This window comes from Algoriphagus sp. (assembly GCF_039969895.1).
GTDB lineage: Bacteria > Bacteroidota > Bacteroidia > Cytophagales > Cyclobacteriaceae > Algoriphagus.
This window is the reverse complement of sequence record NZ_JBDVMZ010000012.1, coordinates 412,521-438,463: the sequence shown is the minus strand read 5'-3', so window position 1 is coordinate 438,463 and position 25,943 is coordinate 412,521. Positions and strand designations below refer to the sequence as shown.

Sequence of the window (25,943 nt, the reverse complement as noted above, 5' to 3'; positions counted from 1 at the left end):
CCTAACGGGCTGGGTTAATAATTCATTTGCCCCCGAACACCTCTGAAAGAGCGAAATAGCATACGTTGTCAGGCTGAGCGAAGTCGAAGCCCTATATATTCCTCGTTCAATTCTCAAGCAGAACTTCATACTCATTCCTCCTCGCTGATTTGATCCATGCAATCAACCCCAAAATAGCCAAAACGGTGAAGAATAGGTATTGAAATGATGTCAAAATCAATCCTTTGTAGAAGTAAAGTGGTACGGCGACCAAATCAGTTATAATCCAAAATATCCAGTTTTCCACTTTCTTTTTGGCCATCAACCACATCCCTACAAATGCCGAGGCTGTGGTAAATGAATCCCAATAAGGGACATCGCTGTCCGTAAACTCGAGCAAGACATACACAAGCACAAGGTAAGACACAGCAAATATTCCTAATGAAACCGCCCAACCAGAAGGTTTAAGCCAAGTTACTGGCAATTCTTCTTTTCCTTCCTTAGGATGTGTCCAAACATACCATCCAAAAATAGACATGCTAAAATAATAGGCATTAATACCCATGTCGGCGTAGAGCTTGTACTGCAAGCATATCCACACATAAATAAGCGTAGAGATAATTCCCGTCGGGTACACCCAGATGTTCTCTTTCATGGAGTAATACACCGAAGCAATCCCAAAAAACACAGCCACTCCTTCTAGCCAGGTCATCGCCGCTAACCCTTCTCTGAACCCATCGAGTAAAAACTGAAAATCCATGCTGCGAAGAAAGGGATTTTTAATTGGAAGTACTTGTCCTACGTAGTGGATTAGAAAATTGAAAGATTGGAAGATTATAGCGTACAGGATGATTTTGTTCTAACCTTGCCAACTTTTTCCTGACTTTGGCTGTTCCTTTCGTAACTTTGTCCCCTATGACTTTGAGCACTTTGCCTACGAAAACCAACATCGACGACCTCGATCCCAAAGAATTCATCATCATCAAAAACGCCCGGGTGAACAACCTGAAAAGCCTGAGCGTCGCGATTCCCAGAAATAAATTTGTGGTAGTCACCGGACTCTCGGGATCTGGTAAATCCTCCCTGGCATTCGATACACTTTTTGCCGAAGGCCAACGCATGTATGTGGAAAGCTTGAGTTCATACGCTCGCCAGTTCCTTGGCAGGATGGAAAAACCTGACGTGGAATACATCAAAGGCGTGGCTCCAGCCATCGCTATCCAGCAAAAAGTTAACACCAAAAACCCTAGATCCACAGTCGGGACTACTACTGAGATTTACGATTACCTGAAATTGCTTTTCTCCAGAGTGGGTAAAACCATTTCTCCCATTTCAGGTAAGGAAGTAAAGCATCATACGGTCACAGACATCGTTGATTACATACAATCTTTCGAAGAAGGATCAAAAGTCATGATCTCTTGTCCACTGCGACTCGAGCGCGGCAGAAAGATAAATCAGGAGCTAGAACTACTTCTGCAAAAAGGCTATACTCGAATTCTGATCGACGATGAAGCGTATTTTGTAGAAGATTTGCTGCAGGAGAAAAAGATTCCAAAAGGAAAATATGAGATCTTGATAGACCGAGTGTCTGTTCATCAGGAAGATGAAGACAATCAATTTAGAATCGCCGACTCAGTACAGACAGCACTTTTCGAAGGTCATGGAGATTGCAAAATCACTATTCCAGGCCAAGAAACGAAGAGTTTTTCAGATCGCTTCGAACTCGATGGGATGCAATTCGAAATTCCATCCGTTAACTTTTTCTCCTTCAACAATCCCTATGGAGCCTGCAGAACCTGCGAGGGCTTTGGAAATGTCCTCGGAATCGATCCAGATTTGGTGATTCCAGAGAAAGATCTTTCGGTTTACGAAGGAGCGATCGCGCCATGGCGAGGAGAATCTTCCCGCGCTTGGGTGGAGCCACTTTTGAAGAAAGGAATCGAGTTTGACTTCCCTATTCACCGCGCTTACGAGGATCTGAACGAGAAAGAAAAAGCATTACTTTGGACTGGAAACAAGTATTTCAAAGGTCTGGACGCATTTTTCAAAGATTTAGAAACCAAAACCCATAAGATCCAATACCGTGTGATGCTTTCTCGTTTTCGAGGAAGAACGACTTGTCCGGATTGTAAAGGAACCCGACTCCGCAAAGACGCATCGTATGTGAAAATCGAGGATAAATCCATACAGGATATTGTGCTGATGCCGATTGATGAGGCATTGCCGTTTTTCAATAACCTTGATCTTCCTCCACATCAAGCGAAAATTGCCAACCGCTTGCTGAAAGAAATCCAAAGTCGCTTGGAATACATGGATCAGGTTGGGTTGGGCTACCTTACACTTAATCGACTGACCTCCACCCTTTCCGGAGGAGAATTTCAGCGGATTAAGTTGGCGACTTCTTTGGGTTCGGCGCTTGTTGGATCTATGTATATTTTGGATGAGCCAAGTATCGGTTTGCACCCAAGAGATACGGATCGACTGATCGGTGTGCTGAAATCACTAAGAGATCTGGGCAATACGGTGATCGTGGTGGAGCATGAGGAAAAAGTAATGAAAGCTGCCGATGAGATCATAGATATAGGACCGGATGCTGGAGTTCATGGTGGAGAATTGCTTTTCCAGGGGCCTATTGAAGAATTGATGACCTCAGCACAGACGCACACCGCCAAATACCTGCGCGGCGAGGAACAAATCTTCCAGAAAGATGGAAATCGCAAGTGGAAGGATTCTATAACAGTGAAAGGTGCACGGGAAAACAATCTGAAGAACATTTCTGTGAAATTCCCTCTTAACACGCTCACTTGTGTCACCGGAGTTTCCGGCTCAGGTAAATCTACCTTGATCAAAAAAGTACTATATCCTGCACTAGGAAAAATGCTGGGAACGGTCATAGACGAAAGTGGAAAATACGACAAGATCGAAGGAGACTATAAGTCTATTTCCCAAGTGGAATTTGTGGATCAAAATCCAATAGGAAAATCTTCCCGCTCCAATCCGGTAACTTATGTGAAAGCTTACGATGCGATCAGAATGCTTTTCTCAGAACAGCCAGTTTCTAAACAAAGAGGCTACAAACCAGCATTTTTCTCCTTCAATGTGGATGGCGGACGCTGTGAAAACTGTGCCGGAGAAGGTATCACGACAGTAGAAATGCAGTTCATGGCAGATATCCATCTCACTTGCGAATCCTGCAAGGGCAAGCGATTTAAGAATGAGATTTTGGACGTAAAGTACAAAGAGAAGGACATCTCTGACGTATTGAATATGACCATCGATGAAGCCTTAGATTTCTTTAAGGGGAAAACTCAGATCATCAATAAACTCCAACCCTTACAGGAAGTTGGTCTAGGTTATATTGGCATGGGACAAAGCTCCAACACCCTTTCCGGTGGTGAGGCTCAACGAGTGAAACTCGCATCTTTCCTTGGAAAAGGCGGCACCAAAGCCGGAGATCACATCCTATTTATCTTCGATGAACCGACGACTGGACTTCACTTCCACGACATCAAAAAACTCCTCCACTCCATCAATGCACTGATTGACCAAGGTCATTCGGTGATCATCATCGAGCATAACACTGAGGTCATCAAATCGGCAGATTGGGTTATAGACTTAGGGCCAGAAGGAGGAAATAAAGGAGGATACCTGACTTTCGAAGGAACCCCAGAGGATATGATGAAGGAGGAGGGGAATTATACGGCGAAGTATTTGAGGGAGGCTTTTGTGTAAACCTTTGAGGTTTTCAAACCTCGAAGGTTTTGAAACTTAAGACTATCTACATTCGCCAACACAAAACGGAATCTTAGATCAGTTGGTTTAGAGCGCTGCTTTGACTGAGCAGAGGTCATGGGGTCGAATCCCTTAGGTTCCACCAAAAAGGTAATTTCATAAGTGATAGAATTACCTTTTTACACTGATGTTTTCTTGGGCATATTAGCTCAAGTCTCCTGACCTGCATACAGGCAGACAGGTATGAAAACTTGAACCATATAAAATCGCTTATTTCAAATCACCTTTACCATGAAAATCGAAAGTTTGATTTACGATTTTCATGGTAAACTAAGGCTGTTCTAACGTAAATATCCTAACTGGCGCTTCCTACAAATTACCTTTTACTTGTCAATTTACCTCTCTTACACATTGGTTGACATTGCTCCAAGAGCCACCATTGATGACATTAGGAACACCATTTTGTTCCAAAATCCCCTTGGCCTGTGCACTTCGGTTACCACTTTGGCAAAATACCACGATGTTTTTCTTGCCTTTGAATTTTGACAATTGACTTGCGACGGTATTTAAAGGGATGTTTACTGCTCCCTTTACACTGCCAGAAGCAAACTCGCCCGGCATGCGCACATCTACTAGAAATGCTCCTTGTTGAATTGCCTCAGTGAGATTACTGTTATCTTTTGTTCCGAATAGTGATGAGAAAAAACCCATAATGTTATTGTTTAATTTTTAACTGTTTCATTTCCTTTTTCCAACCACTCTTTCATTCCTGCTGAGTAGTTCTTTACCTGATCAAAGCCATTTCTACGCAATATAGAATAGGCAATGGCAGCTCTGTCCCCACTCTGACAATGGATGACCACTTGTTTGTCCTTAGCTAGTAGATCCAGCTTATCCTGTAGTGTCCCCACGAAAACATGCTCGGCTCCTTTGACATGCCCTGCATTATATTCGCTAATACTTCTCACGTCCACTACCTGCACATCTTTTTTACCTAGCAAAGATTTGAACTCTTCGATGTCAATCACCTCTGCAGTCTGAAGCTCCAATCCTAGGTCATTGACGTCGTCAATAAACCCGTAGATATTGTCTAAGCCAATTCGCATTAGCTTGCGTGTGAGATCATCCATCTGAGCTTCTTCAGCGACCAGGATGAATTGTTCCTGATAATTTAGAATCCAGCCAGCCCAGGTGGAAAAGGAATTATTGCCTTGGATATTGATGCTATTTGGTAAAAACCCTTTAGCAAATTCAACCTTATTTCTGGTGTCAATGACCTTCAGTCCGTTCTTGTATGCAGCTTGAAATTGATCCTTGCTAAGCTTTGTGTGCTTTGGCACCTCCACCAATAAGGGTCTTTTGACCTTATTGAGGTGCTTCATCATCGCAAAATACTTCGGCGGCTCAGGCTGACCATCCAGTAAATACTCCACAAATCCTTTTTCATCAGATGGGTATTGAAAAGCCCAGTTACGGATCTTTTCATAGCCTACAGTGGAACTTGGAACAGCCCCAAGCGCTTTGCCACAGGCGGATCCCGCACCATGTCCAGGCCATACCTGAATAAATTCCGGTAGCTCTGCAAAACGTTGAATAGATTCAAACATTTGTTTGGCTCCTTTCTCTTGAGTTCCTAGAAGTCCAGCAGCTTTTTCAAGTAAGTCTGGTCTTCCAATATCTCCTACAAATACAAAGTCCCCGGTGAAAATCATGACTGGCTGGTCAGTAGCAGGATGATCTGTCAGTAAAAATGAGATGCTCTCCGGTGTATGACCTGGAGTATGCAACACCTCCAAACTCAAGTTGCCCACATTGATTTTATCGCCATGATGAAGGCCATCATGCTCAAATTCATACTGCCATTCTGCAGGCCCTTCGTCCGAAAGGTACATCTTGGCACCAGTCACGGCGGCAAGCTCTCGAGAACCACTTAGGAAATCTGCGTGAATATGTGTCTCCGCAATATGTGTGATCTTCATATTGTTTTGCCTGGCAATTTCCAGGTAAACATCCATATCACGCTGTGCATCGATCACGAGGGCTTCGCCCTTTGCCTGACATCCTATAAAGTAACTTGCCTGTGCTAATGATTTGTCATACACGTGTTGGAAATACATAAGTATAGTTTTTTGGGTTGGTAAATTGTTTTGATACCATAAAGTACGGACATGTAATCACTACGTTCTGAGACTTTTGTCACAATCAGGGGAACAGGTGTCAAAAATGAGCTACCATCTACAGTTTGATAAAGGCGTGAGCATTTGTAAACAATACTTCCAAGTGTGAATTAGAGTCTTTTTATAATTGGTGCTAAGGCAATTCACAAAACATCTTAACTTTCACTCGGAAAAAAACCGCCGTTATTATGAAAAAACTCTTACTCCTATCTTTATTCGTTTTTTCGATCACGCTTTGCTCTTGGGCTCAAATCCAGACTCCAGAGCAGTTTTTGGGTTATAAACCCGGTGATCGTTTCACTCCTCATCACAGAATGGTAGATTACTTTGAACATGTGGCGGCCAATAATCCTAACGTCAAACTTGTTCAATACGGAGAAACAAACGAAAAGCGTCCGTTGATTGTGGCTATACTTTCGAGTTCGGAAAACATGGCTAATCTGGAACAAATCAGAACGGACAACCTGAAAAGAGCTGGCATGCTGGATGGAGATCCTTCGACTGCTGTTCCGATCAATTGGATGTCCTTCAATGTACACGGAAATGAGTCTGTGGGAATGGAAGCTGCGATTTCATCCTTTTATACCCTCGCAAATCCAGAAAATGCCAAGTCCCAGGAATGGCTAAAAAATCAGATTGTCATCATCGATCCTGCGATCAATCCTGATGGCCGTGATCGCTACGCCATGTGGTATAATCAGAAAATGAACACCACCCTACAGCCCGATTTACAGTCTGTGGAGCACAACGAGCCTTGGCCGGGTGGGCGAGCAAATCACTACTTGTTTGATCTAAACCGCGATTGGGCTTGGCAAGTGCAGGTGGAATCCCAGCAGAGAATGAAGCTCTACCATCAGTGGATGCCGCAGCTTCACTTAGATTTCCACGAGCAGGGGATCAACAATCCTTTTTATATGGCTCCGGCAGCGGAACCACTTCATGAGCAGTTGACACCTTGGCAGCATGAATTTCAGGATACCTTTGGTAGAAATACCGCTAACTACTTCGATGAAGCTGGAAGATTCTATTTTACGAAGGAGCGTTTCGACATTCTTTATCCTTCCTATGGGGATTCTTACCCGATGTTCAATGGAGCGATCGGGATGACCATCGAGCAAGGCGGTGGAGGTCAGGCCGGAATCGGCGGATTTGATGCTGTAGGAGATACGGTTACGTTGAGCTACAGGATACAGGGACATTATACTGCAGCTATGTCAGCCGCAGAAGTGACCAGCAAAAACGCTGACAAGCTACTTACGGAGTTCGAGAAGTTCTTCGATGAAAATGCATCTTCCCCCAAGGGCAAATACAAAAGCTTTGTGATTAAAGGCGAAAGCAATCCTGCTCAGGTGGCCAAATTGCTTGAATTGCTGGATAAAAATGGAATCAAGTATGGAAAAGCTGGTTCTAAATCAGGTTTGAAAGGCTTCTCTTATACTTCTGGAAAAAGTGAATCCTTTTCCACAAGCGAGGAAGATATCATCATCAATGCTTACCAGCCGAAGTCCGTTTTGACGCAGGTGCTTTTTGAGCCAAATCCTACTTTGAATGACAGCATCACCTACGACATCACGAGTTGGGCTATGCCTTATGCCTATGGTTTGGAAGCTTATGCACTGGAAACTAGAGTAAATGCAGCTGGAGAATATAAGCAGCCAGCATTCACCCCAAATTCAGCTGGCAAAACACCTGTGGCATACCTTGCGGCTTGGGAAGGAACGAGAGATGCTGCTTTTCTTTCGGCTCTTTTGACTGCAGATATTCGTGTGAAATACAATGAATTTCCCTTCGAAGTAGAGGGGAAAAGTTTTCCAGCGGGATCACTTATGATCACGAAAGGCGGAAATGAGTATGTGCCAAATTTTGACCAGAAAGTAAGTGAGATCGCCAATAAATTCGGGGTGAACTTAGCAACTACAATGTCTGGCTATGTGGACAAAGGAAAAGACTTTGGCTCACCAAATATCCGCGTGATCCAAGCTCCAAAGGTTGCTTTAGTCGGCGGAGAGGGAACTAATTCTCTGAATTATGGGGCTATTTGGCACTTCTTCGAGAAAGACCTCAACTATCCATTGGTAAATTTGGAGCTAGATAATTTGGCTCGTTATGATCTGAGCAAATACACTGTCCTTATCATGCCTTCTATGCGAGGTGGTGGATTAAGCAAATCAGCTGAGGAAAATGTAATGGAATGGGTGCGTGGCGGTGGAAAATTAATTGCAATCGACGGAGCCTTGAATTTATTTGCAAACAAAGAGGGCTTTGCGCTAAAGACTTTTGAAAGCGATGAGGAGAAAAAAGCAGCGCAAAAGAAACTAGATTCTCTGGCAAAAGAAGAGCGACTTTTACCTTATCAGGAAGGTGAACGCGTGGCAATTTCCAGCGGAGCGGCAGGAGCGATCTATCAAGTGACGATGGACGAAACACATCCTCTTGGTTATGGTACTGGAGGAAAATACTATGCGTTGAAAAATAACTCAAGCAAATTCGCCTACCTCAACAACGGAGCAAACGCAGGAATAATCGCAAATAACGACGCCTATAGAACAGGTTACATTGGGTTCAAAATCAAGTCCACAATGGGCGAATCACTTGCAATCGGCGTGGAAAATGCTGGTCGCGGCGAGATTGTTTACTTCGTGGATGATCCGATTTTCAGAGGATTCTGGGAGTCTGGAAAACTCGTGTTGAGTAATGCAATCTTTATGGTAGGGCAGTAAGAGACGCAAGTAGTAAGAAATAAGTAGCTAGAAAATAGATTATAGAATAATGACCGGTTGCTGAGAAGTGGCCGGTTTTTTCATTCGCTACTATAATGCTTTTTTGTGCAATTTTTTCAACACAGAGACACCGAGGACACAAAGAATACCACAGTGGATAGACTTACTTTCGGATTTTTAAAATAAGCTCCGTGCAACCTCAGTGTGCTCTGTGCCTCTGTCTTAAGAGAATTTTATCAAAAAGGATAGGACAAAGTGACTGCTATCTTGCTTCTCCAGAAGAAGGACTTAAATTAATTTACCCCTTAACGGATGATAAACTGCTCATTTTGCACAAATGAATGTGCAATTTTAGCCGAAACTGCACATTTGAAAGTGCATTATTCAATTTCCGCTGCTTCTTTACAATTCTCCAATCTCATTTTTGCTACACCTTTCTGAATTCAATTATCTTAGGTTTTTCTTAACTATTCTCTCATGACCGATTTCAAAAACTATACAGTTCCTTATTCTCCAGCACAGGAATTCTCCAAGCGAGTGGCCTATTTCTCCATGGAATATGCGATCCATCAACCGCTGAAAATTTACTCTGGCGGACTTGGTTTTCTTTCAGGTTCTCATTTGCGTAGCGCATACGAACTCAAGCAAAACCTGATCGGTATCGGCATCCTCTGGAAATACGGCTATTACGATCAAGGAAGAAATCAGGACCAAACCCTAAAGGCTGAATGGTATGAAAAGACCTATAGCTTTTTGGAGGATACTGGGATCAAGTATCAAATCACTATCCACGGCAACCCTGTCTGGGTAAAGGCTTGGTATCTTCCTCCTACTACATTCAAAAGTGCTCCGCTGTTCTTATTGAGTACAGATTTGCCAGAGAACGACTATCTCAGCCAAACCATCACCCATCGCTTGTATGATTCTGATTCGGCTGCGAAAGTTGCGCAGTTTATTCTATTGGGAATCGGCGGAGCGAGACTACTGGACGAGCTGAATTTCAATCCTGAAGTCTATCATCTCAATGAAGCTCATGGCGTCAGCGCAGTTTTTCACCTGATGAGAAAATTTGGCTCCAAAGAGGAAGTGAAAAAGCGACTCGTGTTCACAACACACACGCCCGAAGAAGCTGGGAACGAGAAGCATGATATCTATCTCTGTGAGCAAATGGGCTATTTCAACGGCTATTCTTTAGACGAAGTAAGATGGCTGACTGGTATGGAAGGTGATCTTTTCAATCACAGTTTGGCGGCATTTCGATTTGCCAGAAAAGCGAATGGCGTCAGTAAACTTCACGGGAAAGTAAGCAGAGAGATGTGGAGCAAGTACACAGATATCCCGGAAATCACCTCAATCACAAACTCGCAAAACTATACCTACTGGGCAGATAAGCAGCTGTATCATTTCATGCAAATGGATGATAAAGCTGGTTTTGACGACAGAAAGCAATATTTGAAAAAAAGAGCTTTCGAGATCGTAGCCGATCAAACAGGCAAATTGCTTGATCCTGATGTGTTGACGATCGTTTGGGCAAGACGCTTTGCAGGGTACAAAAGAGCAGATTTGATCACTAAAGATCTAGCCAGATTTGAAAAATTGATCAACAACCCTGAGCGTCCTGTTCAGGTGATTTGGGCTGGAAAGCCCTATCCGTCGGATTATGGGGCTATTTCTACCTTCAACCAACTCGTACATTTAAGCAAAAAGTATCCTAATGTGGCGGTTTGCGTCGATTATGAATTGACATTGAGTAAGCGACTCAAGCAAGCCGCTGATGTCTGGCTTAATAATCCTCGTGTACCTAGAGAAGCCAGCGGTACTTCGGGAATGACAGCGGCCATGAATGGAGCGGTAAACTTCAGTACTTACGATGGATGGATCTGCGAGTTTGCTGAGCACGGCAAAAACAGCTTTATCGTCCCTACGGCTGACTACATGACTATGAGCGTTCCGGAACAGGATCATTTTGACCTGGAAAATCTTATGTCTGTGCTGGAAAATGAGATTTTGCCTACTTATTATGATGACAAACCTAAGTGGGATGACATCGTGGAGAAAGGGATGAAAGATGTCATAGATGGCTTTGAAAGCAACAGAATGGCAAAGGAATACTATGAAATCATGTATAAGTCTTAATATGCATTACCCTATATAATACCTAAAGCCCGGACCTTCCAACAGTCTGGGCTTTTTTAGTATTTAAATCAACTAATCGCAGTTTAACCCAAAATGATGTCGTCCTATCAAAGTACTTCCGATATTTAGAGAAACATCCCCACAAATGAAATTAAACCAATCACTGCTGCTCGTTATTTTTTACTTGAGTTTTACCTTGCCAAATTTCGCTCAGGATAGTATGCCACCGATCCTTCATTGGGATGGAAAAAGCAAAGAACTTTTGGTGGATAAATCAAATAAGTGGGCAACTCCCTTTGAACTTTCTGATGGATTAGAATCTCCGACTTACACAGAAACAATGGCTTGGCTAGAAAAGCTCTCTGCCGAATCTGCCTATCTTTCTATGATGAATGCGGGCATATCCGAGCAAGGTCGAATCATCCATTTGCTGATTGCCTCTCTGGATCAAGACTTCTCCCCTTCGGAGTTATCCACATCCAAAAAGCCGCTAATACTCATCCAGGCAGGAATACACGCCGGAGAGATCGATGGCAAAGACGCAGGGATGATGCTCCTTCGAGATATTGCTTTGGGTGACAAAAAAGAGCTTTTGACCAAAGCGAATATTCTCTTTATTCCAATTCTAAATGTGGATGGACATGAGCGTCGAAGTGAATTTGGTCGCGTGAATCAACGGGGTCCGAAAGAAATGGGCTGGAGAACCAATGCCGTAAACCTGAACCTCAACCGAGATTTCACCAAGCTTGAATCAGCTGGAATAAAAACGATTGCAAAAATTATAATCGCATATGATCCCGATCTATACATCGATGTGCACGTGACGGATGGCGCTGATTACCAGTACGACATCACCTATGGCTATGTAGCTTCGGGTGGTTATTCCCCAGAGATTTCTAAGTGGTTATCCACAGCATTTCAGCCGGAAGTAGATCAAGCACTCAAGGATATGGGCCATATTCCCGGACCTCTGCTTTTCGCAGCCAATGGCAACGACTTCTCTGCGGGAAATATAGCTTTCTCCTTCAGTCCGAGATTTTCTCATACCTATGGAGACATCCGTCACATGGCATCTATCCTGATCGAAAACCATTCCCTCAAGCCATTTAAGCAGCGGGTCTTGGGTACGTATGTATTCTTGGAGCAAGCAATCAAATCCCTCGGAAATCATTTCGAAGCCTTGCAAGCTGCTGTCAAAGCCGATTCCAATCAGCCGAAAAAAGATATTCCAGTCAAATTCAAATTCAGAGATACACCTGCTGACTCCATGCAATTCCTTGGCGTAGCTTCTTCCATAGTCAAATCCGAAATTACGGGTGCGGAATATGTAAAGTGGGAAGGCAAGCCAATTACCCAATCCGTTCCGAGTATATTGATGGACGTACCCGAACTCTCGGTTGCTGTCCCGCAAGCCTACTGGATTCCAGCCGAATGGACAGCAGTCATCTCCAAAGTCCAACAGCACGGGATCAAATTCGATACCTTGACAGAAGCGCAAGAAATTTCCTTGGACTTATCCACAGTCACCAGCTACAGTATGGGCAATCAGCCTTATGAAGGGATGATGCGGGTCCAGAAATTTGAACTAGGTAGCGAAAGACGAACACAAACAATGAATCCGGGATCAATTCGAATCCCCACGGATCAGGCCTTGGGAGAATTGGTAGTGATATTGATGGAGCCGGAGTCCGTGGATAGCTTTTTCCAATGGGGCTATTTCAATACCATCTTTACCCAGACCGAATACATGGAAACCTACATCATGGAACCTCTGATTGCTAAAATGCTAGCGGAAGATTCGGATTTGAAAGCTAGGTTTGAGTCCAAAAAAACCAACGACGCTAACTTCGCAAAATCTCCCCGCGCAATCTATCAGTGGTTTTATGCACAGACCCCTTACTATGATCAGAATTGGAAAGTGATTCCTGTGGGGAGGGAGTGGTGAGGGAAGACTAGGGACTGGTGTTGGATTGATTTATTGTGGTAATTTTTTACCAGTGAAACGCAGTGGTGACAAAAGTGGCGCCTCTTGGAATTTTTTCAAGCTTTCTATCCTTACAAGGTCAAAATTGGTCAAACCAAACCAACTGAATTAGGCAGAAAGAATAATTGAAACCGAAAAAATACATTCTCCCAAAAATTGCGGTTCCGCAATTTTCAGAAGACAATGGCTTTTACACCACTAAAGTCCGTTCTTTCAATATGTCCCAAATTAAATCAAAAGGGACCAAAGCTGAAAAGCTCCTGAAGAAAGCATTATGGCAAGCAGGAATACGGTACAAAACCCCGAAGAACCATCTTTTTGGCAAACCCGATGTCAGTTTGAAGATTTATAAACTCGTAATATTTGTAGATGGTGCCTTCTGGCACGGTTACGACTGGGAATGTAGAAAACATGCCATTAAATCCAACCGAGAATTCTGGATAGCCAAGATTGAACGAAACATGCAGCGTGATCAAGAAGTCAATGAATTTTATCGATCCAAAGGTTGGACAGTATTGAGGTTTTGGGATTTTGAGGTGCAGGAAGAGCTGGGGGTATGTATGAAGATAATTTTGGGTAATTTGGGGTGACACTGTTCCGGCGAATACGCAGACAATACGTGTCTCGGTTTTATGGAACCATAAAAAAGGCTCTAATCTCCAAAGAGAATTCAATATATTTGATCGATTCAATAGTATTCACAGAAGTTGCTCAAAATGCCAGTTAAGTATTCGGAATTAAAAAAGAAGTTGAAGATCGACATCAAAAAGCCTGAACAGTCCGAATTGGCCTATTTGACACATTTTTTGCATGGTGCTGATAATGGGGCTGCCAAATATTATTATGACGGAGCCGCTGATTATGCTGAGTCTGTATTGGATGCAGTAGCCGAACCTTGGTATCAAGGTTATCTGCCTATCAAATGGGATATTCCTTTTCCTCCTCCTGAGAATCCTCAATTCAAATTCATAGATCTCTTTGCCGGTATTGGAGGTTTCAGAATGGCATTTCAAAATCTAGGTGGGAAATGTGTTTTTACCAGTGAGTGGAACCACTACGCTCAGAAGACCTATGAAGCTAATTTTGGCGAAGTTCCATTTGGTGACATTACCAAAATTGATGAAAATGAAATTCCTGATCACGACATCTTGGCAGGAGGATTTCCATGTCAACCGTTTTCCATAGCGGGAGTTTCCAAGAAGAATTCTCTGGGAAGAACCCATGGTTTCTTGGATGAGACTCAGGGCACCCTCTTTTTTGATATAGCCAGAATCCTAAAGCATAAAAGGCCCAAAGCTATTCTACTAGAAAACGTCAAAAATCTCATTTCACATGATAAAGGAAATACTTTCAAAATTATTTCTGAGACGCTGAGGGAGCTAAATTATAATATTCATTTTAGAGTATTGGATGGGAAATATTATGCACCACAGCATCGAGAACGAATAATCATAGTAGGATTTGACAAAAATGTCTTTAATGGAGAGGAGAATTTCTCTTTCCCAGAAATGCCTGATAATCCCCCGATGGTTGTAGAAGATATTTTGGAAAAAGAGGTAGATGAGAAGTATACTCTGAGTGATAAGCTTTGGGATTATCTGCAAAAATATGCGGCAAAGCATAAAGCTGCTGGGAATGGTTTTGGTTTTGGTTTAGTGAATCTGGATGGGATTTCAAGGACGTTGAGCGCGAGGTATTACAAAGATGGTTCGGAAATTTTAATTCCTCAAGATGGCAAAAACCCAAGAAGACTCACCCCTCGTGAGTGCGCAAGACTTCAGGGATATCCAGAAGCGTTTAAAATACCTGTTTCTGATACACAAGCATACAAGCAGTTTGGAAATTCTGTGGTTCAGCCCCTGATGGAGGATGTTGGAAGAGCTATCATTGAAACTTTTTAAATTAACGAATGTCAAATCCTCTGTCAAAATTTTTTGTAGCTGCGGGAGCAAAGCGATTAAGTGCTGTGGAAGCTCAGCCCGAAATCTCAAATCAACATGAATTTAATGGGGTAGTTGGTTTTCGGGAAATATTTGGACCTGATAGAATTACCTTTGAAACTGATTTTTTATATCTGACCGATGAGGAAAATAAAGAAGAATCAGAATCTGGTCATTTGACTTGGTATGATGCCCGAGAAAACCATCCTCAGAGGACTGAATTTCGATTGTATTATAGTTCCAATAATCCTATGCGGAAGGCTCAGGAAGGGGACATGGTAATTATAGCAAAAACCGCAGATGATAAATTATTGGTGATCATCTGCCCGAAGGACTCTACCCATGAAAGCCAGTTATTATGGCTTTTTGGACTGGAGGAATCTGAAAGGAGGTTTGTAATCAAAGAATATGGAGACCAAAAATCTGATCTAGGCTTTGCTGGGAAATTAATAGTTTCTTCATTAGGATTAGAGATAGAGGAAGAGGAACCGGATTATCTCAACGATATGCTGGGCAAATTTGGAGCAAAGCTTCCATCTACGTTCATATTCAGTGAGTATGCTAGGAAAACATTTAAAGATCAAGTTTCGGCAATAGAGGCACCCGATGAAGCCTTGATTTCATGGATGATGTGGGAAGAAAAGTTATTCAGAACTTTCGAGAAGCACTCGGTTCAGGAAAAATTAAGAACTGGTTTTGGACAGGATGGTCTGGATGTTGATGATTTTATCAGTTTTTCTTTAAGTGTTCAGAACAAAAGAAAATCCAGGGCAGGATATGCTTTTGAAAATCACCTTGCCATTATTTTTGACCAAAATTCTATCCGTTATTCAAAAGGGGTCAAGACTGAAAGGAATAATAAACCTGATTTTCTTTTTCCTGGAAAAGCTGAATATTTTAACCCCACTTTTCCACCAGAACGGCTAACCATGCTGGGGCTAAAAACTTCAGCTAAAGACCGCTGGAGGCAGATAATTCCGGAAGCAGATCGTATAAGCCCAAAGCACCTAGCAACACTCGAACCCGCTATCAGTAAAAATCAGACGGATGAAATGAGAGCTCAGGCTGTGCAATTGGTAATTCCTAAATCCATTTCTTCGACTTATTCTGAAGTCCAGCAATCAGAACTGATTTGTTTGGAGGATTTCATCAGTTTGGTTAGACTAAAACAATGATTCTTCAAGTACTAAATTTTAGTTGAAATGGACAAAAAACCGATATTAAAACATCCACGGAATTATTCAGCCAAGGAGTTAGAGGCATTAATGTTTTTTCCACTTAGATTTCATATTGGTGAAATCAATTCTGACGAGGTTATAAAACATATTGATGGACAGATTGTACAAGTAATTTTGGCCAGTAATCACCCTCATTTGCCTGCTGTTGTAGTAATTAAGACGGCTAATAATAGTAAAGCGAGATATTGTATTTTCAAGTTAAAGAGCTTTAGCCATATTTGAGGATGAAAGATCTGTGCAATTACTCAATAATCTGCAAAACCATTTCTGAAATCAAATCTCCCTCTTTGTCTAGCCACTCACTTTAGCCCGAGGCGAAAAAATTATCCACAAACACCAATCAGCCTTCCCCCCAAATCAGTCTTACCACCCCCTTCCAAGCACGTTGTATAGCTGGGCATAGCGGCTGAGGAGCTCTCAAAGAGAGCATAAGCCTTGGTTTTGCTTTTCCCATCTATGGTCTCATCGCTGTAGGTAAACCAGGCGATAAATCGATTGGCCCGAGTGCTTGGAAAAGTCTTGCCTAATGCGATAATTCCTGCGTAATCGAGCATGTCGGTCATGCGCTTTTTACCATCAGGAGCAAGTAATTTCAACTGGGTAGTGGCACTAACCACTTGACTATTTTCTTTCTTGAGTTTCGCTTTTAAGTACTTCCAGTAATTTCGGGTTTTGCTATAGTCATCTTGGTCGGTAAGTACAGCGACTATATCCAATACTGAAAACCACCATTTGGCATTTTGCTCATCCCATAGGGCCCGTACCTCACGGTCATCAAAAAAACGAATGGATATTTTTTGCTTTCCCGTCATGATCCGGATCAGGGTTAATGGCTTTTGTGAATGACATTTTTGATTTAATCTATATCGCCGAGCTATAGTCTTCAAATCGAGATGTGATAATTTATCCGGCTAGGTGTAAGCGCCCATTACAATTTACACAATCTCGAGGAATGGGCTAAAGCCACATTCCAGTCAAGCGAAGGACATTCACTCGATATTCTGCAAAGCCATTTCTGAAATCAAATCTCCCTCTTTGTCCAGCCCCTCACTTTAGCCGGAGGCGAAAATCATCCACAAACACCAATCAAACCTCGCCCCAAATCAGTCTCACCACCCCCCACCGAGTGCCTTATACAATTGTGCATAACTACTCAGCAGCTCCTGTTTGGTTCCGGCAAAATTCAATTGAGAATCAAATGCCTGACGCTGAGACTCCAGGTATTCCAAGTAGCTGGTTACGCCTTGATTGTATCGCTCTTGAGACAAAAACATCGCGCGGAGCGCGGCCTTCACATGGGCCTCTCTGGCTATCAATTCTTTGCGAAGTGAGCTAATATTCACCAAGGTGTTTTCCACCTCCCGAAAGGCATCCAATACAGTCCGCTCATAGTTCAGCACAGCTTGCCGAGTTCTACTCTCCTCGATATCCACCTGTCGCTGCAAAGCTCCCCAATTAAACAAGGGGCCTAAGATAGATCCACCCAGATTCCAAGCTGAACCCATGCTGCTCAATTCAGTTCCTGCTGCGCCTAACAAACCTGTCAGGGAAACATTAGGCAATCGATTCGCTTTTGCTGCTCCTACCAAGGCATTTGAAGCGATTAGTTCCTGCTCTGCAAGCAGCACATCCGGTCTTCTGGCCAACAGTTGACTTGGCAACCCTACCGGGATTTCCAGATCTAAGGTATGATCCATCAGCTCGACACCCACAGGAATTTGTTGCGGTAATTCTCCCACCAAGACACTGAGTTGATTTTCTGTTTGAACGATCAATCGCTCCCAGATCGGGACGCTCCCTGCTGCTATAGCCGTTTGGATCTGCGCCTGATTCAAATCGATTTCTGCAATAATTCCTTTCGCAAAGCGCTCCTGAATAATTGTTTGCATACTATCCCGAAGTGCCAGCGTCTGATTGGAAATCTCCAGACGTAGCTTGTACTCCAATAACTGAAAATAAGAAGTGGCTACTGTACTCATCAGACTGAGTTTGGTGGCGCGATAGCCTTCTTCTGTCGCTATAATGTTTGCGCGGGCGGCTTCATTGAGTCTTCGGTATTTTCCCCAGAAATCAATCTCCCAATTCACCGAGCCAAATCCCGTAAATACGTTTTGAGTTGCTGCTAGGGGCAATCCCGAGAAATTTCCCCGACTGGCTCCAGCCGAATATCCAATCGATGGAAGCATCTGCGAGCGCTGAATCACCAGTGCACTTTGAGCTTGCTGAATATTCTCCGCGGCAATGGCCAAATCCTGATTGGTGTCCAAGGCCTGCTGAACTAATTGATTCAATACCGGATCCTTAAAAACGTCAAACCAGTTGATATTCATCAAAGAGTCAACTTTCAGGGTATCGACATTAGCCAATTGTACCTGCTGTCGGTCGAGGTCCTCCCCTAATCGGTATTGGTCAGGAATAGCTACTTCTGTACCCTGGTAATTTTGACCGGATTTACAGGACCATAAAAAGGAGGCTCCCAAGCAAATTAGAACAAACTTTCTCATGATTTCTGAACCTTTAAAACTGCCTCTCTTTTTTCTTCATATCTACCAAGTTTTCCCACCAACACAAACAGCATCGGGTATAAAAATAAACCTAGTAAAGTCGCCACTCCTATTCCTCCAAGTAAAGCCATTCCCATTACTTTACGAGCTTCTGCACCAGACCCTGATGCCAGTATCAAAGGCAACACGCCGAGAATAAAGGAGAAAACCGTCATCAAAATTGGTCTAAATCGCAGCTTAGCTGCCTCCACCGCAGCATCGAAAAGACTGAGTCCTTCATCAAACTTGATATTGGCAAACTCCACAATCAGGATAGCATTCTTTGCCGCCATCGCGATAAGCATGACCAAAGAGATCTGTGCGAAAATATTATTCAAGTATGCTTCGTCCATTAGTCGGGCGAGATAAAGGAATAAGAATGCACCAAACAGCGCAAATGGAGTTCCCAACAAAATCGCAAAAGGCATAGACCAACTTTCATATTGTGCGGCCAAAATGAGAAATACGAACAAGAGTGAGAAGGAAAATATGATGCCGATTTGACCTGAGGAGCTCTTCTCTTGATAGCTCATCGCATTCCAGCTGTAGGTCATATCATCCGGCAATACCTCAGCTGCCACTTCTTCCAGAGCATCTAATGCCTGTGCCGAGGAATAACCCGCGGCTGGCGAACCTGTCACCTCAGCTGCTCGGAACAGGTTGAATCTATTGGTATAGTCAGGTCCTGCGATTCGCTTGACATTCACAAAGCTCGAAATGGGAACAGGCTCGCCAACGTTGTTTTTGACATAGAAAAGATCGAGGCCATTTTCACTCTGCCGGTATTCGGGTTCAGCTTGGACGTACGCTTTATATAGCCTCCCAAATCTATTGAAGTCATTGATATAAGCACCCCCGAGGTAGGCTGCAAACGTATTATACACGTCCCCAAGTCTAACTCCCGTTTTTAGAATTTTGTCTTGGTTGATTTCCATAAACCGCTGCGGAACAGTAGCCTGATAAGTAGTGAACGCAGAAGCAATCTCCGGTCGAGCTTGAGCTGCTTGGATAAAAGCGTAGGTGTTTTGCGCCAGGTAAGTGGGATCCTGCCCTTTTTTGTCCTGGATCATAATGCTAAATCCAGAGCCGTTTCCAAGGCCCGGAATGGCTGGTGGACCGAAACTGAATACCTGAGCCTCTTGAATTTCCCGGGCGAAAATCGCATTCAGTCGCTCCATCATTTCCTTCGCAGTAGCCTCTCGCTCATCCCACTCTTTCAGCGTGACAAACATAAAGCCCGTGTTGGGAATGTAAGATCCCGCCAACAAACTGAATCCGGAAAGAGCAGTGGCAAATTCTGTTTCAGGTTGGGCCATCACGATCGCTTCGATCTTTTTCATTACTGCGTCCGTACGCTGCATGGAAGCCGCATTGGGCAGCTGCACATTTACATAGAGGTAGCCTTGATCTTCTTCGGGTAGAAATCCTCCGGGCACCATAGCCCCAAATATTCCCGCTGCTACCAACGTAAGCACGATATAAATAGAACCTCTCTTGAGTTTCCCGGCCATGACTTTTGCCATGCCGTAGTAGCTTTCTGTACTTTTATCAAAACTGGTATTGAATTTTGTGAAAAATCTTCCAAGTAACCCCTTTCCTGGTCCAGTCGAATTTTTCAATAAAAGTGAACAAAGCGCAGGACTCAAAGTCAGGGCATTGATCGAAGAGAAGACCACCGAAACGGCAATTGTGATCGCAAACTGCTGATAAAGTTTGCCCGTGATTCCAGCCATGGCTGCTACAGGAACAAACACCGCTACCATCACTAATGTGGTGGCAATAATAGGTGCCGTCACTTCCTTCATCGCTTCCGAAGTGGCGGTCTTAGGATTCATTCCCTTTTGCATATTAACCTGAACCGCCTCTACCACTACGATGGCGTCATCCACGACTATCCCAATCGCTAAAACCAGCCCAAGTAGCGAAAGTGTATTGATGGAAAAGCCTAACACAGGAAAGACCATGAAAGCCGCAATAAGGGAAACAGGAATAGCCAAGGTGGGAATCAACGTAGCCCGCCAATCCTGGATAAAAATAAATACAACAAGGACGACCAATAAGAGGGCAATGATTAAGGTTTCGATGATTTCGGAGATTCCAGCCTTGATCGGTGCTGTACTGTCCAATGATACCTCATAACTGATCCCCTCCGGAAAATCTTTGGCAAGCTCATCCATCGTCTCACGTACTACAGATGATAGCTCTACTGCATTGGATCCGGGTGCTTGATAAAGTGCAATGATGGCACAGTCCTTTTGATTCAGTCTGGTAAAAGCATTATACGATTCTACTCCTAATTCTACGCGCGCGACATCCTTGATAAAAATCTGACTACCATCCGATTCCGAGCGAATGACCACATTTCCAAATTCTTCCTCCGATATTAACCGATCCGGCAGACGGACAGTATAGGTGAACTCAGTACCTGGGGGAGCCGGTTCTGCACCAAATTTTCCACCAGGGGCAATTACGTTTTGCTGCCGTACAGCATCCACGATTTCCGGGATAGTGATCCCAAGCTTTGCTAGGCGATCGGGCTTAACCCAGATACGCATGGAGTAATCACTGGCTCCCAATACCTGTACTCTGCCTATGCCTCTGGTGCGGGCAAGTTGGTCTTTGACATTGATAATCCCATAATTGCCCAAAAACTCCTGATCATAGGCTCCGTCTGAGGTGAGGGTCAGCAACATCAGAATATTTGGCATTGACTTTTCAGTTTTTACACCGAGTCTTTTTACTTCTTCAGGCAATTTTGGCGTAGCCGCAGCTGCCCTAGTCTGAGTAAAAACAGTATTCATATCAGGGTCAGTACCCAGATCAAAAGTTACCTCGAGTGCAAGGGTACCATCATTGGCATTGGTGGATTTCATGTAGAGCATATTTTCCACCCCGTTGATTTCCTGCTCCAATGGCGAAGCTACTGATTGCTCCACGCTGATGGCATTAGCTCCCGTGAAGGCCGTGCTCACTCGTACCACAGGGGGAGTAATGTCAGGATACTGCTCGATAGCCAGCCCTAGAATGGATACTCCGCCCACAATCACCATAAATAAGGCAATCACTATGGCAACGATAGGCCTTCTTACAAAGAATATCTGCTTTGAATCGTCTAGTTCGCTCATCGGATTAATCTTTGTATTGAGATTGGAATACCACTTCTTTCGGTGTAATTTCTTGTCCTGCGGTGACTTTTTGGATGGCCTGTAGTACCACTAGGTCACTAGCTGCTAACCCAGATTTCACCACAAAATAATCCCGGTAATTTCCTGCCATTTCGATTGGCTGCTGCACTAGTTTATTTCCTTCTCCTACTTTAAAGACAAAAAATCCTCCTTGAAATTCACTCACGGCCCGCTGAGGCACCAGCACTCCCTCATTGACGTTTTGGATAGGAACTCTCACACGCGCAAATTGACCCGGTCTTATCAGACGGTCAGGGTTGGCAAAAGTAGATTGGACTAGAATAGTCCCCGAACTGGCATCGATCTGACGGTTGATAAAATCCACTTTTCCGGTCTGATCGAAGGGTGAACCATCAGCTAGGATTAGTTTTAAAGTTGCCGGATTGTCCTGAAGCTTTCGATGATCCTCTTGATATTCTCTGAAGATGGAGAGGTAGTCATTTTCGGAAAGATAAAACTCGACTCGAATCGAATCAATTAAGGAAACAACATTGAGGATAACCGGATTGGGATCGCGACCTACGAATTCCCCAATTTTGGCATTGGTCTTTCCGATCAATCCATCGATCGGTGATTTGATTTGTGTATAACCCAATTGGATCCCTTCATATCTGACTTTGGCATTAGCTGCGCTCACCATGGCTTTGGCGGCATCCCTATTTGCGATAGCGGCATCCAGATCCTTTTTAGAAATCGCATTCATATCGGCCAAGGGCTGGTATCGAGCCAAGTCATTTTCTGCCTGTGTCAGTCTCACCTGAGCTGAGGCTAATTCGCTGGTAGCGGCATTGACTCCCTCCTGAAATGGGTCTGCATTGACTGTATATAGCAGGTCTCCTTTTTTTACCAATCTCCCCTCCTGAAAATGAATTCCCTGCAAGTAACCTTCTGCACGGGCACGGATAGGAATGTCCACTTTGCCATAAATTTGGGCCACGAAGTCCTTTTCCAAAGTAATGGACTCTGTTTTCAATTTTACAACCTCGACTTCCAAAGGCTCTTTTTCAGTTACTTCAGGTGTAGGGGAACACGAGTAGAACAAAGCCAGACCGAGGAGTAAATTCATTCCAGAAATTTTCATGATTTTCAAAATAAGATTCAACGCTCTTTTCTATCCAATAGTAGGGTGTTTATAAAGGTATAAAAAATCACTTAATACCAATTTTAAGTGAGGTAAACCTGTTCGTGTTGCTTTTTCAAAAAATTCAGGTTTAGATTAATACACTTCAGTCAGCAAATCCTACACTTCAGACTGATTCAATTTTTGGACTTGAATCCTCCTGGCATATTTGATTCAAATACGAATCAAAATGAATCCACGTCTGCTCCTTTTTATCTTCTTCACGCTGATGCAAACCCAAGCTTTTGCGCAAGCAACTGTCATAGGAAAAGTGCTCGATGAAAAGGGACTTGCCTTACCCGGTGCAAATATTCAACTCAAAGGAAGCTACGACGGAGCATCAAGTGCACAGGATGGAACTTATCAATTTGAAACAGCTAACCTAGGTGATCAGGTGCTGATTTTTAAGTTTCTTGGGTTTAAATCTCAAGAGATCGCGCTTACACTAAAGCCTAACTTTAACGAAATTCAGTCTATATATTTGATAGAAGAAATTACCGAGATGAACGCCGTAACCATCTCAGCCGGCACAATGGAAGCTTCCGATCAAGGCAAGTCTGTGGTGCTGAAGCCGCTTGATATTGTCACCACGCCAAGTGCAATGGGCGATATCATGGGTGCTTTTCAAACGCTTCCAGGCACGAGTACTGTAGGGAATGATGGAAGGTTGTTCGTCAGAGGCGGAGATGCTAGCGAAGTGGGCATCTATATCGATGGCATGCGGGTGGGCAATGCCTATGGAACTACCGCTGGAAATGTGCCTACACGAACCCGCTTTAACCCCAATCTATTCAAGGGAACATTCTTCAGCACCGGCGGATATTCAGCTGAATATGGTCAGGCACTTTCCTCAGCTTTGGCGTTGAACACCAAAGACCTATCGGTCCGAAGCCAGGGTGATCTGAGCATAATGAGCATAGGTGGCGGCTATTCTCACACATTGGCTAACGAAAAGCAAAGCATCACCGCAAGTGCTAACTACTTTAATCTAGGGCCATATCAGGGATTGATTAAGCAAGAGGTGGACTTTGAGGCTGCGCCAAATGGCTGGGATCTAGAAGTAGCTGCGCAAAAGAAAACGGGAGACAACGGGTTACTCAAAGTAATGGCGAGGACAGAATCTGGAGGAATGAAACTTTGGCAGCCTTTACCGGGAACAGACCGACGGGTTTTGGTTGATCTAAAAAATGACTACAGCTATGCACAAGCAAACTGGAGAACAATTTTGAAAAAAGACTGGATGATTTTCACTGGAATTTCATACTCCAGAAATTTCGATAAAATCACTTATGACAGTATAAAAGTAGAACGGGAAAATAAGCTTATGCACCTCAAGGGCACTGCGATCAAAGACTTCTCCGATCGGCTTTCAGCAAAGTTTGGAATAGAGCATTTCATTCACCTTTTTTCCGAGAAGCTGATCAATGAAGGTTGGGAAAGAGACTTTGACGATAGAGAAACATATCTTTTTACGGAATGGGATTTCTATCTGAATAAAGATCTAGTGTTCAGAGGTGGCTTAAGAGGCGGCCTAAGCTCACTCACTGAGGAAAGCTGGTTGGATCCTCGAGTATCTGTAGGATATCAATTGAACGATAAAGGGCAATTGTCTTTTGCAGCAGGAAGCTTCCATCAATTACCTGTGGAAAACTTCCGCGTATTGAATACGAATCTTCAGAATTCGGAATCAAACCATTTGATTTTGAACTACCTATTTACCAAAGATGGATTCACTTTAAGAGCGGAGACTTTTTATAAGTCTTACGACAACCTTGTGACTTTTGAGGGAACGATGGATGATCCTCAGACCCTTCAAAATAATGGATCAGGCCACGCCAAAGGAATGGATTTCTTCTTCCGCGATCAGAAAACTTTTAAGGAAACGGACTATTGGGTCACTTACAGCTTTGTGGATAGCAAGAGAAGCTTTAACCAATACCAAACTGAAGTACAACCTAGTTTTGCTCCAAAGCATAATCTATCGGTGGTGGTGAAGCATTTTGTTCCCTCACTCAAATCACTCATAGGTGCCTCTTTTGCCTTCAATGATGGCTATACCTACACAAATCCAAATGTGGATAACTCGGATATGAACGCAAAAACAAAAAGCTATCAAAATTTGAGTTTATCCTGGAGCTATTTACCAAAACCTAATGTGATCATTCATCTTGCCTGTACCAATGTGCTCGGTCGGGACAATGTTTTTGGCTACACCTACAGCCCAAAAGCTAATACTGAAGGAATATTCGAAGCTATTCCTCAAGGTCAGATCGCACCACGATTCTTATTTATCGGAGTATTCCTAACCTTTTCCAAAGACAAAACAGCTAATAATCTAAACAACCTTTAATCAATTATACTATGAACAAGTACATCCTAACACTCGCATTCAGTCTATTCTTCATCGTGGTAGCGCAAGCAACTGATCCGGCTTTCATCGCCGCTATGCAAAAGCAGTTGGAAGCTAAAAAGACAATTGGAACTTATGAGCAATCCCAGGAAGTCACCAACGGATTCCTGAGAATAGCCGAAGCTGCTGACACGGAATGGTTGCCTTTATATTACGCAGCTTTATTGAAAACAGAAGCAGCTTTTCGCTTCGATATAGACAAAGACAAGAGCTTTGATGAGGCTATGGAATTGGTGAAAAAAGCGCAGAAAATCTCTGCTGACAATTCCGAACTTACAGCATTGGAAGGATACATCACGATGGGCAAGATCAGTATAGATCCAGGGAGTAGAGGTCAATCTCTCAGTGGAAAAGCAATGCAGCTCTTTGGCAAAGCCATAAAACAAGACAGAGAAAACCCAAGAGCTGTATCGCTGATGTCCCAGATGGAATTAGGCATGGCCGACTTTTTCGGTAATGGACCAGAGAAAGCCTGTGGAATGGCTCGAATGAGTTTGGAACTTTACAAAAAAGAGGAGGCAAAAATCACCGAAGAATATATCCTACCGACTTGGGGCAAAATGCAGGCTGATCAAGTGACGGCCAAATGCAACTGATTTAGATTATAATTCCTCTTAACTGGAAAAGCTTTAATTTCTAGATGATACCGCTACAATCTAGGATTTAAAGCTTTTTACTTAAATTTCCCTCCATGACTCAGTCTAAAGAACCTATATACAAAATGCGCATTGGCATTTGGAATACATTTCCTAAGTTCCTATTGATCAGTGTGGCAATAG

General features: G+C 43.4%; 17 protein-coding genes and 1 tRNA gene. 11 read left to right on the top strand and 7 right to left on the bottom strand.

The annotated features are described in order from the left end of the window. Positions 1-106 precede the first annotated feature (106 nt). Complete coding sequence (gene pnuC / locus ABJH64_RS08070) at positions 107-739, bottom strand: nicotinamide riboside transporter PnuC (protein WP_348276206.1); 633 nt, start codon at positions 737-739, stop codon at positions 107-109. Between the two features lie 155 nt (positions 740-894). Between pnuC and uvrA the strand changes: the two genes are divergently transcribed. Together uvrA and ABJH64_RS08060 are read left to right on the top strand one after the other, a co-directional pair. Continuing rightward, entirely contained in the window at positions 895-3,711 is a 2,817-nt protein-coding gene (gene uvrA / locus ABJH64_RS08065; protein ID WP_348276207.1) for an excinuclease ABC subunit UvrA, read from the top strand. A gap of 67 nt (positions 3,712-3,778) precedes the next feature. After that, positions 3,779-3,856 (top strand) — tRNA-Val (locus tag ABJH64_RS08060). A 245-nt stretch (positions 3,857-4,101) separates the two neighbouring features. On the opposite strand, the gene ABJH64_RS08055 is transcribed toward ABJH64_RS08060, so the two are convergent. Both ABJH64_RS08055 and ABJH64_RS08050 read right to left on the bottom strand, forming a co-directional pair. Continuing rightward, a complete protein-coding gene (locus tag ABJH64_RS08055; protein WP_348276208.1) occupies positions 4,102-4,422 on the bottom strand; it encodes a rhodanese-like domain-containing protein in 321 nt (106 codons plus the stop codon). Between the two features lie 11 nt (positions 4,423-4,433). Further along, a complete protein-coding gene (locus tag ABJH64_RS08050) occupies positions 4,434-5,828 on the bottom strand; it encodes an MBL fold metallo-hydrolase (RefSeq protein ID WP_348276209.1) in 1,395 nt (464 codons plus the stop codon). A gap of 248 nt (positions 5,829-6,076) precedes the next feature. On the opposite strand from ABJH64_RS08050, the gene ABJH64_RS08045 reads away from it, so the two are divergent. The 7 genes from ABJH64_RS08045 to ABJH64_RS08015 all read left to right on the top strand — a co-directional run bounded on the left by ABJH64_RS08045 (position 6,077) and on the right by ABJH64_RS08015 (position 16,128). Further along, positions 6,077-8,608 carry a M14 family metallopeptidase gene (locus tag ABJH64_RS08045; RefSeq protein ID WP_348299503.1) on the top strand — a complete coding sequence of 844 codons (2,532 nt, stop codon included), beginning with the start codon at positions 6,077-6,079 and terminating at the stop codon, positions 8,606-8,608. 477 nt (positions 8,609-9,085) lie between these two features. After that, entirely contained in the window at positions 9,086-10,744 is a 1,659-nt protein-coding gene (gene glgP, locus ABJH64_RS08040; protein WP_348275593.1) for an alpha-glucan family phosphorylase, read from the top strand. A gap of 145 nt (positions 10,745-10,889) precedes the next feature. Further along, positions 10,890-12,689 carry a M14 family metallopeptidase gene (locus tag ABJH64_RS08035; protein ID WP_348275592.1) on the top strand — a complete coding sequence of 600 codons (1,800 nt, stop codon included), beginning with the start codon at positions 10,890-10,892 and terminating at the stop codon, positions 12,687-12,689. 164 nt (positions 12,690-12,853) lie between these two features. Then, complete coding sequence (locus ABJH64_RS08030) at positions 12,854-13,318, top strand: very short patch repair endonuclease (protein WP_348275591.1); 465 nt, start codon at positions 12,854-12,856, stop codon at positions 13,316-13,318. A gap of 126 nt (positions 13,319-13,444) precedes the next feature. Then, a complete protein-coding gene (gene dcm, locus ABJH64_RS08025) occupies positions 13,445-14,629 on the top strand; it encodes a DNA (cytosine-5-)-methyltransferase (RefSeq protein ID WP_348275590.1) in 1,185 nt (394 codons plus the stop codon). Between the two features lie 8 nt (positions 14,630-14,637). Then, positions 14,638-15,843, top strand: coding sequence for a type II restriction endonuclease (locus ABJH64_RS08020; RefSeq protein WP_348275589.1), 1,206 nt, complete (start codon positions 14,638-14,640; stop codon positions 15,841-15,843). Positions 15,844-15,870: 27 nt separating this feature from the next. Next, positions 15,871-16,128: a hypothetical protein gene (locus ABJH64_RS08015; RefSeq protein ID WP_348299505.1), complete on the top strand. Its 258-nt coding sequence runs from the start codon at positions 15,871-15,873 to the stop codon at positions 16,126-16,128. A gap of 101 nt (positions 16,129-16,229) precedes the next feature. Here the strand turns inward: ABJH64_RS08015 and ABJH64_RS08010 are convergent, their stop codons facing one another. The 4 genes from ABJH64_RS08010 to ABJH64_RS07995 form a co-directional block, all read right to left on the bottom strand. After that, complete coding sequence (locus tag ABJH64_RS08010) at positions 16,230-16,718, bottom strand: BRO family protein (RefSeq protein ID WP_348275588.1); 489 nt, start codon at positions 16,716-16,718, stop codon at positions 16,230-16,232. 297 nt (positions 16,719-17,015) lie between these two features. After that, the gene (locus ABJH64_RS08005; protein ID WP_348275587.1) at positions 17,016-18,410 is read right to left on the bottom strand and encodes an efflux transporter outer membrane subunit; all 1,395 of its coding nucleotides are present in this window, start codon (positions 18,408-18,410) and stop codon (positions 17,016-17,018) included. After that, positions 18,407-21,574: an efflux RND transporter permease subunit gene (locus ABJH64_RS08000; RefSeq protein ID WP_348275586.1), complete on the bottom strand. Its 3,168-nt coding sequence runs from the start codon at positions 21,572-21,574 to the stop codon at positions 18,407-18,409. Before ABJH64_RS08000 ends, ABJH64_RS08005 begins: the two co-directional genes overlap by 4 nt. A gap of 4 nt (positions 21,575-21,578) precedes the next feature. Beyond that, positions 21,579-22,715: an efflux RND transporter periplasmic adaptor subunit gene (locus ABJH64_RS07995; RefSeq protein ID WP_348334768.1), complete on the bottom strand. Its 1,137-nt coding sequence runs from the start codon at positions 22,713-22,715 to the stop codon at positions 21,579-21,581. Positions 22,716-22,944: 229 nt separating this feature from the next. Between ABJH64_RS07995 and ABJH64_RS07990 the strand changes: the two genes are divergently transcribed. Both ABJH64_RS07990 and ABJH64_RS07985 read left to right on the top strand, forming a co-directional pair. Continuing rightward, entirely contained in the window at positions 22,945-25,104 is a 2,160-nt protein-coding gene (locus tag ABJH64_RS07990) for a TonB-dependent receptor (RefSeq protein WP_348275584.1), read from the top strand. 11 nt (positions 25,105-25,115) lie between these two features. Further along, a complete protein-coding gene (locus tag ABJH64_RS07985; RefSeq protein ID WP_348275583.1) occupies positions 25,116-25,760 on the top strand; it encodes a hypothetical protein in 645 nt (214 codons plus the stop codon). Positions 25,761-25,943 lie beyond the last annotated feature (183 nt).